Here is a 12,929-nt window from a genome sequence, read left to right as displayed (position 1 = left end):
TGAGTAATAAATTTTAACTGCTAACCAAGGAGCATCTTGATATTTTTGACCATTTTTTCAGGCTGTGCAGGTTTAACCATATAAAGATTAGCTCCTAAATTAAGCCCGGTCTGTATATCTTTTTCCTGCCCTTCCGTAGAGAGGACAATAATAGGAATATCCTTGTATGCATCTTGCTCACGAACGGTCTTGATGTAAGTAAACCCGTCCATTCTAGGCATATTAACGTCAGAAATTATCAGGTCGACCTTGTCAAGACTATAGAGTTTTTCAAGACCATCCAAACCATCTTCTGCGGTGCTCACTTTGAATCCTTCTTTCTTCATAATGAAGGCAACAAGGTTCCTTACAGTCTTTGAATCGTCCACAATCAGAATATGTTTAGGCATTTCTTTCACCTTCGCTCTTTAAAATTTGTTCTACGAGCCGATCAACGGAAAGAATACTGACCAATTTCTCTCCGGATTTATATAATCCAATCAAGAAATCGGCACTAACTCCGATCTCTGATTCCACTCCCCAAACCAATTCACTTTTATCTGCACGGTACATTGTCTGAACTGCGCTGATGGCTAACCCAACCTGTAATCCCTTGTGACGACACACCACTACGAATTTATCGGATGACCCGATACCTTTATGCAAAAGATGTCTCAAATCCAAAACAGGAGTAACTCTACCCCTAAGATTAATGATACCCTGCATATACGCTGGAGCAGAGGGCAGCAGCGTTACAGACACTTTTTTCACAACTTCCTGAATTACAACTATGGGAAGCGCATATTCTCGCTCACCCACAACAAAACTCACAAGCTGAACTTCATCATCGTCCTTAAGCCGCTCTTCGAAATTTTCAGCGCTTCCCTCTCCGCCAAAATCATCCATATCAGGAGCTGGCATAAATCCGGGCAAGCTAGAGTCTCCACGCGGATCTACTCTTTCAATTTCATTGAGAATATCAGAACTCCCAATGCCAATGTACTTATCCATGAATGCGGATTCAGCATCAGTGTAATTGTCCTTTTGCTGCTCTTCGCCAGGCAAATTCACATTTTCTACGAAATATTCTTCAGGCGTCTTCATTTCTTATAATCTCTCTCGCCAGTTGCATGTATTCCAACGCGCCTCGGGACTTTTCATCAATTGAAAATATGACCCTTCCACTGGCGCATGCCTCTCTAAATTTCGTATCCATATGCACGACTGTGCTAAAAACCCGATCTTGAAGCTTCCGGCGAATGAGATTCAAAATTTTGCGACACGCACCGGCCCTACCATCATACATCGTCGGTAATGCTTTAAACTTAACAGGACGAGGTAAAACCTTATTTAAAACTTTAATCGTGTCAAACAACAATCTAATTCCATAAAGAGCCAGAAAGTCTGTCTGAATGGGAATAAGAACCAAATCCGAAGCTACAATGGCGTTAACCAAAAGTACCCCGACATGTGGCGGACAGTCAATCAAGACATAGTCGTATTGATCAGTTATCCAGGCAAGAGCCCCGGATAAAACCATCCCTTTATTCTTTCTATCTTTAAGATCATTTTCTAATTCAGAAAGCCGTATGCTTGCAGGAACAAAGTCGAATCCTACAGTAGCTCTTTTCTGGACTATCTGCAGCCAGAGCGTTTCAAAGTCAGCATCATCAAAGAACAGATTGTGAGCGGTCATACTCACTGTTTCCGGGAAAAACGACAAATGAACAGAAGCATTTGCATGAGGATCCAGATCAATAACCAACACCTTTTTACCAAGGCGGGTAAGAGCTTCCCCCAAAGTCAAAGCTGTAGTTGTTTTGCCTACTCCTCCCTTCTGGTTTGCAATGGCTATAACCTTTGCATAATTGACAGTTTCACCTAGCAGGTTTCCTGATGTATCATTTTCCATAACAGCCCACCGATTAAACAGTATTTAATGAACAGACTGTCTTATTCCAACTTTTGATAAATAATCGCACCAGGATGATGCACAGGCTTAAAAGCCCTTGTAATATTATGCAAAGACTCTGAATGCCCGATAACCAAAAATCCGCCAGGAACTAGATTATCATAATAAGCATTTATAACTTTTTTCTTCATAGCTTCATCGAAGTAAATGATGACATTACGACAAAAAACTATCTCAGATCTCTCTACACGCTTAACCTGAACTCTATCGCTTAGATTAATTTGTCCAAAAGAAACCAACTGCTTAGTCGCAGCTTTTACTTTATAATCTTTTTCATCCTGATCAAAATACTTACGAACAATTTCCTTTGGAGTTGTCCTCAGAGAATACTCATTATAAACACCCTTACGCGCTGACTTCAGGACCCGCTCAGACAAATCATTAGCCGTAATTTTTATATCCCAGCTTTTGAGTTCAGACCCAAGCACTTCACTGATGATCATAGCAAGAGTATACGGCTCCTCTCCCGTCGAACAACCTGCCGACCAGATACGAAGACGTTTCTTTCTTTTCTTGCGAAGAGTATCAAATACTTCAGGCAAAACCTTAGTTTGAAAGACCTTAAGCTGTGGAGGATTTCTGTAGAAACTAGTCTCGTTAGTTGTGATAACTTCGAAAAGTTTGTTCAGCTCCACCTTCTTACCTGAATCATATTGCAGGTAATAATAATACTCACCAAAATTCTTTAAATTTAACTCTTTCAAACGATTGGCAAGGCGATTCTCAAGAAGATACTTACGATTACCTGCTATAAAAATACCAGCTTGATCATATATAAAATCTCGTAACTGGGTAAATTCCAGTTCTGAAATTTTCAGCTCTTTGCGGAGCGAAATAGTCTTTGAAAACAGAGAAGACATCTAGTTCCTTTCCCCCTGGTTTTCTTGGATTTTAAAAATAGCTTCTTCGGCAGCCTGCATGATTTCGGGATCTCCGCCTGCATTAGAAGCCTCAAGCAAAGATTGGAATGCCAAAGTTCCGCCAATTGTCCCTAAAGCTTCAACAACTTTTAATACGACAAGCTTATTAGGCGAATCCAACATTGGTATCAACTGTGTTAAAGCGCCTTCTTCGCGGTGATTGCCAAGAGCTTCAACAGCACGAATCTGCACCCAGTCATCATCATCCTGAAGAGCTTGCACAATATAAGGAATGACTTCCGCCTGATAGCATTGACCCATAAGCTCTATAACAGTCAGTCTAACATCCCTATTTTCGTCATTCAAGCGAGAAACAACTAACTCCAGGCTTTCCATTCCGGTGGTACAGTCCGCCAAAGCTTCAAGTGCGATCTTTCGAACATCAGGCACTTCATCTTCAAGAGCCTGCTGGATCAACTCCAAATTACCTGCCGCATCCAGCTTACCCATAGCAAAGACAGACATGAGCCTATCTATCGGCTCATCACTTTTATAAAGATCAATAAACTTTTGATTAATTTCATCACCGCCGATAGAAACACACGCATCCAGTGCGGCTTCCTTAACGTCATCATAGGAATGACTAAGCAAGGAGAAAATTTTATCAGCTTCCTCGCGAAGTCCAAGCTTCTGCCCTAAGAAGTAAATCGCCGATTTAAGCATGGAACCGTCTTGTTCATTTTCTAAAACGGACACGAAGAAATCCTTAGCTTCAGGGCCACCAGTATTAGCAAGAGACTCTAGAATAGCGCGTTTAAGATCTCTTTCCTTGCCTTCAAAAGCATCCATAAGGACCTGTGAAACTTCCGTTCCTTCAAGCCTTGAAAGAACCTCGATAGCAATAGCAGACTTCTTATAAACATCACTATTTAGAGCTTCAATCAGCGACTTATTAAGACTTAAGTTCGAAAGATTTTCAACTATAGCAGCAAGCCTATCTGTATCACGGTCTGGATCAAGTGCACTGGCAAGTTGAAGAACTTCCGCAGTAGCCTTTTCTCCACCGACGTAACTCAGACCGATAATCGCAGCATCTTGAATTTCTTCATCTTCATCTTTAAGCGCAACGAGCATGTATTCTCTGAGCTTTTCACGTTCGGTTGCTGACAAAAGCTTAAGAGATTTTCCACCCAAAATACCAACAATGGCCTTAACTATTTTATTTCGAAGCGCAGTGGCAGAAGTATCAAGGTGACGCAACAGCATAGTCACAGCCTTAATATTACCAACCTCACCGAGAGCATCAATGATCATGGATGCTACAAGATCAGAACTCGTATTAAGAGCCTTGACCAAAGCATCAACAGAGCTGGAATGTTTAATTTTAGCAAGAGCTTCAATTACAGCGTACTGAACCCACTCATCATCCTGCATGGCCTTGTTCAAACACTTCGCAGCTGCTGGATTTTCAAGATCACCAAGACTGACCGCGGCCTGATAGCGCACATTGACCTCAGGATCTTTGAGCAGCGCATCACACAGAGGTTCGACAGCCATAAAGCTATCTGAAGAACCTAAAATATCTGTAGCAAAAATTCTTATATCCGGATCATCGTCATGAATCAAAGAAACAAGAGAAGGAAAATCCTGCGCTCCTACTTCACGTAGTATATCCATAGAAAGATTTCGAGCAGGAGCATCGTCTGACCGCAACAACGGAATAACCGCCAAAACAGTACTCTTACCACCTATACTACGAAGGGCATGGTCAGCCGCTTCCTGCAATCCAAGATGATTAGCCTTCAGAAGCTCCGCCAGCAAGGGGACAGCCTCCTCGCAGGCAAACTCTCCAGCTTGAAAAGCGGCCTCGCGGACAATTTCATTGTCTTCATTTTTCAGATCTTCTATAACTTTAGCACAATCCGTCATTGCCTATCCCTCATGTTTTCGAAAGCCGTTAAGCAGATTTGCCAATACAAGCCTTTCTACTCTTCTGATTACAAATAAAGGTTCTTGATAATTGCTTCCGCCATATCATCAATATCAACAATTTCGTCGGCCAGCCCATCATCAACTATAGCCTTAGGCATACCATATACTACACAAGAGGAGTCACTCTGAGCAATCGCCCGTCCACCCTTGTTTTTCAAATCCCGAATACCGTCTCGCCCGTCATTCCCCATTCCGGTAAGAATAACGCCTAAAGCTCTACGCCCGACAGCATTGGCAACGGATGTAGCCAAAACGTTTGCTGAGGGTTTATAAAGAGCCTCTTTCGGTTCAGGTGTAACTATCAATTCAATTCTGCTTATTTTCTGATCAATCATCAAATGAGATCCGCCAGGAGCAACAAACGCGTGTCCAGGTAAAAGCCTGTCACCTGTTTCTGCTTCCTTCACTGAAATCTGACTAACGCTATTAAGCCTATTAGCAAACGGGCCAGTAAATGCTTTAGGCATATGCTGAGCAATTACAATCCCCGCAGGAAAATCTTTTGGTAATGATGACAGAATCTTCTGTACCGCCGGTGGGCCACCAGTAGAAACACCAATCATCACTATATCTCTCTTAGGTCTCCCAGCGCGTAGCCTAGGGGCAGCGACAGGAGCTCGCCTTGCAGCTGGGCGCATTCTAGGAACAGGGCGCATCTTACGGCGAGCGACAATTTTTACCTTTGAAATTAGGTCCGTCTCTATCTTAATAATATCAAGAGAAACCTTGGAAAGTTGCTTGGGAATAAAGTCTACAGCTCCGAGATCCATTGCTTTCAAAGTCGACTCGGCACCTTCAGTGGTTAAGGAACTAACCATTATCACAGGGCGTGGCATCTCCATCATAATATGACGTAGAGCCGTCAGTCCATCCATCTTAGGCATCTCAATGTCTAAAGTGACAACATCAGGATTATGAGTCCTGATCTTTTTGAGACCTTCCTCACCATCACGAGCAGTAGCCACCACTTTTATGCCGGGATCTTTCTCCAGCATAGTACTGATGGCCTTACGCATAAAGGCCGAATCATCAATAACTACAACGTTTATCACTAAAAAATTCTCCTTTACCTCAACATCAGCCCTCTAAAAAAAAGAGCTAAGATCCTGTATATAAATAAAACTCATTTTAAATATAGAAATCAAAGTCTGAGAGAAGGCTTCTATTCTAGAGCCTAACTATGCTCAAAACTTCGCACATATGAATTATTTTGTCCAACAAACTCCCAAGGTTTAATGCAAATAATCATACGATATAGCTTTATTAAATCAATAAATACAAAAGGCCCATTAGCTTAAGCCATTGAAAGATTCTCTGCAACAAGATTAAATTTTTATGCTTAACTTTACACGCTCAGCCACATACTGCCGATAAACCGCAAGGGCCATACAACTCAGCGGCAATGCCATTACTAGTCCTAAAAATCCTAGCAACTGCCCCCATATGGATAGGGAGAGCAATATCATCCATGGTGAAAGCCCTAGGCTTTCGCCTTGAAGCTTCGGCACCAGCACTGCATCCTGAAAAACTTGCACTACCGCGAAGACTGCCGCCACTCCGCCAAGTCCCATCCAGATATTGCCACCCGTTGCCAGCGCATTCACTCCGGCAAGCAGAAAGGCCGGGATGATTCCTGCCATTTGCAGATACGGAACCATGTTAAGCGCTCCGATTAGCAAACCCAAAAATATAGCTAAGGGAAGCCCAATGATCATAAATCCGGTAGCGAACAAACATCCTACGATGCAAGCAATCAGTGCTTGAGTACGGAAATAGCGATTAGTAATATTTGTAAACTCATCAATAAATGAACACACACGCTCTTGATATTTGTTTGGTATCTGCGTCCGCCATAATCCTAATTTTTCAAAATCAGCCAGTAGAAACACCAAATAAAGGATAATTACAAAAACACCGGCAAGGGCAACTAATGATTGGGCCGAGCCGCTCACCAGATTCCAAATGCCGGGCAACAATTTTTGAGCAGACCCCTTTAGCAAATCAACAACACCAGCCTCACTTAAAAACTGACGCACTCCGTCCTGCTTTGAAAGATCCATAATCTGTTGCCAAATATCTGTGGGGAAAAATTCCGCAGCGCGCGCAGCAATTGCAGAATCATTAACGATTGTGGCAAGCATTCTACCGGTGCGACCAAGTTCGGAACCGACCACGCCCAGCCCCATCCATAGTAATTTTATAGCAGGGACAAACAACGCAATTAAAGTAAAAACAACTGCCGCAGTTCTATTTTTTATAAATCGACCTACAATATTCACCAGCGGATTGAGCAGATAAGCCATAGTCAACGCAACGACAAAAGGAACCAGTGCGTCACTTAAAACAGTCAACAAACGTACAATAATCCAAACTGTCAGCGCAAAAAGTACCAATCGGACCACGCGATCAAAAGTGTATGGATTCTCGTTCATATTTCCCTCTTGTGGAATTTTCATTTATTCATTCCTCCCGTAACGAAGCTCACATAATCGTCTACCCGCACGATTAATTTCTCCGCCCAGAGAACGGATGTTCCAGATAAAAGCTGAAATATTATTCCGCCTTTCAAGCGGCACGTCTTCAAAGTCACCTCGAATGCGGGCATCACCCACAGCTACCATGAACTCGTTAACTACGACCTCGAAATCAGGATGAATCATGCAATTATCAGAATTCAGCGCGTAATCTTCCAGCCACTCATAATGTTCCTGTGTCATATGCAAAATCTTTATCATGCCTTCAGCAATAGGAGGAAGCGGTCCTCCATAACCTCTACGGATGATGGTCGACATAGCCATAAGCAAACTATGCATACGGGTAAAAACTCTTATGAGCCGGGTTAAATTGTCGCGTTGCCATGCCCTTAGCCCCGGCTCCGCGCAAGCTTCACGGAAAGCCTCGGCACAAATATCAAGTTCTTGCGCAGCCTCAATTCGAGTTGTAACAAGTTCGCTCTCACTGACTCCTCCTTCAAGGTAGGATTGAGTTAACTTTTCAAAATGAACAGCCTGCGCATGAATAAGAACGGTCATTTTAGTCCGCAGATTTTTCCTGGCCATATTAGGCCAGACACCGAAAGAAGCCGCAACCCCAATGCCGAGTCCAAGCACAGTATCAAGAATTCTCTCCAGTCCAAACTGCCATCCATCGACGAAAATAAGCCCTAAAAGCAAAATTACGGCGGCAGTAAGAAAACATGAAAATGCGGTATAACTATAAACTCTGATCAGAATCATCAAAAAGAATGAAAGAACGATAAGCCCAATCAACACCTGATTTCCAGGATCAAAAAATAAAATAAGAATTCCTAATAACGCTCCGAGAACAGTCCCCCAAAGCCTGCGCCAACCAAGCCGCAAAGTTCCACCAACCGAAGGACGCATTATGACGATAACACTTATGGGGAGCCATACTGCATGTCTGAGTTCGAGAAAACTTGAAGCGACAACAGCCACAGTAATGGCAATAGCAGCGCGCACAGCGTGCCGAAATGGAGCTGAATCCAAACGAAATTCTTTCCTGAATGTGCGAAGTGCTTCTTTCATCATTTAGCTGCACCTCCAACATTAATGCGACTCATTTCGTCAAACTCTAAACATAAATTGCGCAGACCATACAGTGCGCCCCAAGCTTCGAGAAACTCATCACGCAGCCCTTCATCGTTTTTATATGCACCAAGATCCAGCAATTCCCGTTCAAGAGCGGAAATTCCATTATTAAGTTCACTTAGGTCAACCTGCCCTTTACCCGTAGAAACGTTAACTGCAAGCAAATCAAAAATAACAGAACTCTCTAAAGCCAGCTGTGAAAATTTAAGTCTCAACCCGGAAAATATCGTACTGTGTTTTGCAAAATGAGTGCTGTTTGAAAGCCCAACAACAGCCTCAAGCATCCTTATAAGCAATGCATAAAGAGCCGAAGGCCCCTCATATGTTCCAAGCTCTTTAACAGGATCAATATTCATGGCTTCCATGAAACGCCTGTAGCGCCTAAGAGATTCCACCGATCTTTCATGTATAATTGTAAGTTCTTCTTGATCCTTCTTGCTCCCGCCAGCCCTTGCGACTGCGCGAAAATAATCTCCGATATCGGACAAAGCCAAACCGCCAGCTTTCGAAAGAATCTTATCAGGATGCATAGGCCACAAATAAAAAATTACAATGTATGAAATGGTCCCGCCGAAAAGGATGCATCCAGAGCGGTAAAGCCCCACACTGAAAAGATCAGGAGAATTAAATGCGATCAGATTAACGATCAATACCGCAACCCCTGTTGTAGCAGCGGATCCGGCAATCGCTGGGGCAAAAAAGACCAAAAAAGAGATAATAAACAGATAAAACACTGAAAGTATCGAATAACTGGCAATGTAGGTTGAGATTGGAACGAGAAAAGCCAAAGCGAAGCATAGAGTTGCGGCAACAATTTTACGCTTTTTTAAAGTGCTACCAGCCCTGAAAAGAACAACGACCACCGAACCGTAAACACTCCACGCAAGATCTTTCCCGGCTATGCCTGCGAAATGGGCTAAGATTAAAGCTATCACGCACGCGACAACCGATTTAGCCGCATACTTAGTCATAAACAAGCCAGGATCAACGGGATGGATAAAAACCCTATAAAAGTCTGATATTATTTTATTCATTACTTATGATGAATAAATCAGCGCGACCATAACTGCAAGTATAACAAAAGTAATTGAGCCAAAATAAAACGGTTGCGGATAAATCCACAACCGTTCCTGATATCAATGCTAGCCCTTTTACAGGGAAAGTCAGTAAAACAAGCTTATAAAAGCTTATCTAAAAACTCACTAATTCTAGGATGAATTTCGTCAACTGAGAAGAACTCATGCGGCGTACCTTGCGCAATAAAATCACCCTGCTCCATGAAGATCACAGTATCAGCAACTTCGCGGGCAAATCCCATATTATGAGTAACGATGACCATAGTCATCCCCTCATCAGCGAGTGAACGAATCGTATCAAAAACCTCGCCGACAAGTTCAGGATCGAGTGCGGAAGTAGGCTCATCAAAAAGCATCATTTTAGGTTTCATTGCAAGGGCGCGAGCGATAGCAACACGCTGCATCTGTCCACCTGAAAGAGTTATGGGATAAACGCTAGATCTGTCAGGAAGTCCTACTTTTTCAAGCATTTTGTATGCAGTATCTTCCGCTTCCGCCTTGCTTTTTTTCAAAACAGTAATCTGCCCTTCCATCACATTTTCAAGAACTGTCATGTGCGGAAAAAGATTAAACTGCTGAAAAACCATCCCGATTTCAGAACGAAGCGCGCAAAGTTTCTTTTGCGTATCAAGAACAAGGTTACCGGCGCGTGTGACGTACCCGCAAGGCTGTTTCTCAAACAAAATTTCACCGGAATCAATTGTTTCCAGAAAATTCATAGTACGCAAAAGAGTAGATTTACCAGACCCGCTAGGGCCGACAATAACTACTTTCTCACCACGTTTAATTTTCAGGTCAATATGATTCACAGCCGTGAGCGAACCGAAACGCTTAACAACCTGTTTTAATTCTAAAATGGTTTCCATTTAGCGCCTTTCGTATACTCCCACCTTGTATTCGATTTTTTCGAAAAGCAAGGTGAATGCGGTTGTGAAAATAAGGTAAATAAATGCAGCAAGGACAAGCACAGTAATATTAAAATATGCGTTAAACATCTGATCTGCCGCACGCATAAGTTCGACCATAGCAATGGTAGAGACAAGAGCTGTGTCCTTGATAAGAGCGATAAATTCATTGGCACAAGGAGGTATAATTCTTTTGTACGTCTGCGGAATTATGACTCGTCTCATTGTCTGGGAATACGTCATGCCGATAGCTTTAGCAGCTTCAGTCTGACCATGATCAATAGACAGAATACCGGCACGAATAATTTCAGCAAGATAAGCTGAATAATTAATCCCAAGCCCTATTAAAGCAGAAGCCAGCGGCGACAAAGTTATCCCGATAGCCGGCAAACCGTAATAGATAAAGAAAAGTTGCAGCAGGAGCGGAGTCCCGCGAAAGAACCAGATTATGAACCAACTGATTCCTGAAAAAGGCTGAGTCTTGCTGAGTTTTCCGAGCGCAATAAGAAGCCCGCCGATGGGAGAAACTATCATCGTAAAGAATACGAGGATAAGCGTCATGCTCGCACCTTTTAGAAGCGAAGGCAGAAAGCGAATGCAGTCATCAACGACTTGGCGCCATTCAGGCCTTACAGATCGCTCAACAGATGCGATGAAATTTTTGGCTTCGGCATTATCGGGATAAACTGCCGTAATTTCTTCGGCAGAAGCTTTGGCTTTGCTCATATTTTTCATAGAAAAATAGAGTCTCGCAAGCTGCATGCGCGAATACACAAATTCACCGTCATCACCGTCAGGGCCGGGCGCGGGAACCTGTGCAAAAAGCACTTGCGCCTGATCAATATGACCAAGTGCTAGCGCATCACGAGCCTCTTTAAGGATCGCGTCAGACTCTCCTCCGGCAGACGAAACTGCGGGAGAAGCCAGAAGAGTAAAAAGAAGAAAGAGCGAGGCCAATAAAGCCCCACCCTTTCCGAATCTATTAACTAAAATAGTCATATCCTACCATTTAGAAGGATTGGTGACATCTTCACCGAACCATTTGCGGGAGATCTTACCCATTGTTCCGTCAGCGATCATAGCATCAATTGTTGCCTGAACTTTTTCTTCGAGAGAAACGTCAGCCTTGCGGAAAGCAACACCGAAAGCTTCGTTGGTAATGTAACCAGGAAGGCCCATGTACTTACCAGGACGAGCAGCCATGTAGTAACGGCCAGCAATATTATCAACAACAACAGCTGTTAAACGACCTGATTCGAGGTCAAGGAAAGCTTTAGGGTTGGTATCGTATTCACGAATTTCAGAAGGAGCTGGTTTCAAAGATTTTGCAGCTTCAAGAGCAGGGGAACCTTTCTGAACACCCACAACTTTGCCAGCAAGTTCTTTAGCAGACTTGATGTCTTTGTTGCCCATAGCAACAACTGCAATCTGACCGTCCATGATGTAAGGTTTTGTAAAAAGAACCTTAGCCTGACGTTCAGCTGTAATAGTCATACCATTCCAGATACAGTCGAATTTTTTTGAATTGAGAGAGTGGATAACACCGTCCCATGCAGTTGGCTGCCATACAATTTTGACACCAAGACGTTTACCGACTTCTTCAGCCGCATCAATATCAAAACCGACTAGTTTGCCGTTATCTTGACGAAAACCCATTGGAGGGAAAGCATCATCAAGTCCGATTGTGAGCTTGCCGTTATTTTTAACAGTGTTCCAGGAATCATCTGAAGCCTGAGCCATGACTGCGAAGGCCAACATCATAACAACCATAAGAATCACTAATAATCTTTTCATGTGTTACTCCTCAATTTTTTGTTTCTTATACTCTCTTTTCAACCCCGAAGAGATGATCCAAATATCTTATGATTACTGAACATGCAAGATGGAAAAATAACTAAAACACAACTTCATTCTGCATATGTATTAAAATCTGAACTAACTACGCCCACAACGATCATTATCTCATGAAATATCAACATATTGATAAAAACAGAATAAAACAACATTTCTAATTAAAGCAGTTGCTAATCTTTTCAGCCATATGTTAGTTTATCTATAACTAATACTCCCACTTGTTATACCAAGGAGATTGTAAATGCCTAATCTTACTTCGTGGGGAAGCCGAGAACTTGAAAAACTCAAAAACGACATGGATAGGCTTTTTGACAGCCTGTGCGTTGACTACGGCATCCCATCTGTATGCGGAATAATTGACTGCACCCCAAGAACAGAAATGGAAGAAGTCGAAGGAGCTTTTGTAGTAAAAACCACCATGCCCGGTTTTCACGCAGAAGACCTCGGAGTTACCGTAACCGAGACCTCCATGACAATTTCAGGAGAAAAAAATGTTACTTTCCACGGCGGCAAAAAAACAAGTCATTTCAGAAAAAAAATCCCCCTCCCCTGCCGAGTTGATCCTGACAATGTAAATGCCTCTTTTAAAGACGGCATGCTTAAAATTGTGCTGTCAAAATGCATCATCAAACCCCAGAAAAACATATCGATAACATCTGAATAGACCTCAATACGGAGAGCAG

The 12,929-nt window shown here is 42.7% G+C and carries 13 protein-coding genes; 1 reads left to right on the top strand and 12 read right to left on the bottom strand.

Features of this window, described 5'->3' with window-relative positions; all coding sequences use genetic code 11:
- Positions 1–20 precede the first annotated feature (20 nt).
- From BR06_RS0109115 to BR06_RS0109060, 12 genes are all read right to left on the bottom strand, one after another.
- A complete protein-coding gene (locus tag BR06_RS0109115) occupies positions 21–389 on the bottom strand; it encodes a response regulator (protein ID WP_031482184.1) in 369 nt (122 codons plus the stop codon).
- Positions 382–1,083: a chemotaxis protein CheW gene (locus BR06_RS0109110; RefSeq protein WP_031482183.1), complete on the bottom strand. Its 702-nt coding sequence runs from the start codon at positions 1,081–1,083 to the stop codon at positions 382–384. Before BR06_RS0109110 ends, BR06_RS0109115 begins: the two co-directional genes overlap by 8 nt.
- The gene (locus BR06_RS0109105) at positions 1,070–1,891 is read right to left on the bottom strand and encodes a ParA family protein (RefSeq protein ID WP_051676981.1); all 822 of its coding nucleotides are present in this window, start codon (positions 1,889–1,891) and stop codon (positions 1,070–1,072) included. Before BR06_RS0109105 ends, BR06_RS0109110 begins: the two co-directional genes overlap by 14 nt.
- Before the next feature lie 41 nt (positions 1,892–1,932).
- A complete protein-coding gene (locus BR06_RS0109100) occupies positions 1,933–2,811 on the bottom strand; it encodes a CheR family methyltransferase (RefSeq protein ID WP_031482179.1) in 879 nt (292 codons plus the stop codon).
- Positions 2,812–4,740, bottom strand: coding sequence for a HEAT repeat domain-containing protein (locus BR06_RS0109095; RefSeq protein WP_031482177.1), 1,929 nt, complete (start codon positions 4,738–4,740; stop codon positions 2,812–2,814).
- 68 nt (positions 4,741–4,808) lie between these two features.
- The gene (locus BR06_RS0109090; protein ID WP_031482175.1) at positions 4,809–5,855 is read right to left on the bottom strand and encodes a protein-glutamate methylesterase/protein-glutamine glutaminase; all 1,047 of its coding nucleotides are present in this window, start codon (positions 5,853–5,855) and stop codon (positions 4,809–4,811) included.
- Positions 5,856–6,128: 273 nt separating this feature from the next.
- Entirely contained in the window at positions 6,129–7,259 is a 1,131-nt protein-coding gene (locus BR06_RS0109085) for an AI-2E family transporter (protein WP_235727697.1), read from the bottom strand.
- A complete protein-coding gene (locus BR06_RS0109080; RefSeq protein ID WP_031482171.1) occupies positions 7,260–8,351 on the bottom strand; it encodes an FUSC family protein in 1,092 nt (363 codons plus the stop codon).
- Positions 8,348–9,382, bottom strand: a complete 1,035-nt coding sequence (locus tag BR06_RS0109075; protein ID WP_235727696.1) for an aluminum activated malate transporter family protein — start codon at positions 9,380–9,382, stop codon at positions 8,348–8,350. Before BR06_RS0109075 ends, BR06_RS0109080 begins: the two co-directional genes overlap by 4 nt.
- 206 nt (positions 9,383–9,588) lie before the next feature.
- Positions 9,589–10,353: an amino acid ABC transporter ATP-binding protein gene (locus BR06_RS0109070; protein WP_031482167.1), complete on the bottom strand. Its 765-nt coding sequence runs from the start codon at positions 10,351–10,353 to the stop codon at positions 9,589–9,591.
- On the bottom strand, positions 10,354–11,391 hold the full coding sequence (locus tag BR06_RS0109065; protein WP_031482165.1) for an amino acid ABC transporter permease: 1,038 nt from the start codon (positions 11,389–11,391) through the stop codon (positions 10,354–10,356). It abuts the gene before it with no gap.
- Positions 11,392–11,394: 3 nt separating this feature from the next.
- The gene (locus BR06_RS0109060) at positions 11,395–12,186 is read right to left on the bottom strand and encodes an amino acid ABC transporter substrate-binding protein (RefSeq protein WP_031482163.1); all 792 of its coding nucleotides are present in this window, start codon (positions 12,184–12,186) and stop codon (positions 11,395–11,397) included.
- 301 nt (positions 12,187–12,487) lie between these two features.
- Here BR06_RS0109060 and BR06_RS0109055 point away from each other — a divergent pair, with 301 nt between their 5' ends.
- Positions 12,488–12,910 carry an Hsp20/alpha crystallin family protein gene (locus BR06_RS0109055; protein ID WP_031482161.1) on the top strand — a complete coding sequence of 141 codons (423 nt, stop codon included), beginning with the start codon at positions 12,488–12,490 and terminating at the stop codon, positions 12,908–12,910.
- Positions 12,911–12,929: the final 19 nt, after the last annotated feature.

The organism is Maridesulfovibrio frigidus DSM 17176 (assembly GCF_000711735.1).
Classification (GTDB): Bacteria; Desulfobacterota; Desulfovibrionia; order Desulfovibrionales; family Desulfovibrionaceae; genus Maridesulfovibrio; species Maridesulfovibrio frigidus.
Note: the sequence above shows the minus strand (reverse complement) of the source record. Positions and strands in the feature narration are given on the sequence as shown.

What these genes read in the sequence shown, in the direction of transcription:
- BR06_RS0109080 (WP_031482171.1), bottom strand. Translation starts at nt 8,351, where the DNA reads ATGATGAAAGAAGCACTTCGCACATTCAGGAAAGAATTTCGTTTGGAT.
- BR06_RS0109070 (WP_031482167.1), bottom strand. Translation starts at nt 10,353, where the DNA reads ATGGAAACCATTTTAGAATTAAAACAGGTTGTTAAGCGTTTCGGTTCG.
- BR06_RS0109105 (WP_051676981.1), bottom strand. Translation starts at nt 1,891, where the DNA reads ATGGAAAATGATACATCAGGAAACCTGCTAGGTGAAACTGTCAATTAT.
- BR06_RS0109055 (WP_031482161.1), top strand. Translation starts at nt 12,488, where the DNA reads ATGCCTAATCTTACTTCGTGGGGAAGCCGAGAACTTGAAAAACTCAAA.
- BR06_RS0109115 (WP_031482184.1), bottom strand. Translation starts at nt 389, where the DNA reads ATGCCTAAACATATTCTGATTGTGGACGATTCAAAGACTGTAAGGAAC.
- BR06_RS0109110 (WP_031482183.1), bottom strand. Translation starts at nt 1,083, where the DNA reads ATGAAGACGCCTGAAGAATATTTCGTAGAAAATGTGAATTTGCCTGGC.
- BR06_RS0109100 (WP_031482179.1), bottom strand. Translation starts at nt 2,811, where the DNA reads ATGTCTTCTCTGTTTTCAAAGACTATTTCGCTCCGCAAAGAGCTGAAA.
- BR06_RS0109075 (WP_235727696.1), bottom strand. Translation starts at nt 9,382, where the DNA reads ATGACTAAGTATGCGGCTAAATCGGTTGTCGCGTGCGTGATAGCTTTA.
- BR06_RS0109085 (WP_235727697.1), bottom strand. Translation starts at nt 7,259, where the DNA reads ATGAAAATTCCACAAGAGGGAAATATGAACGAGAATCCATACACTTTT.
- BR06_RS0109065 (WP_031482165.1), bottom strand. Translation starts at nt 11,391, where the DNA reads ATGACTATTTTAGTTAATAGATTCGGAAAGGGTGGGGCTTTATTGGCC.
- BR06_RS0109095 (WP_031482177.1), bottom strand. Translation starts at nt 4,740, where the DNA reads ATGACGGATTGTGCTAAAGTTATAGAAGATCTGAAAAATGAAGACAAT.
- BR06_RS0109060 (WP_031482163.1), bottom strand. Translation starts at nt 12,186, where the DNA reads ATGAAAAGATTATTAGTGATTCTTATGGTTGTTATGATGTTGGCCTTC.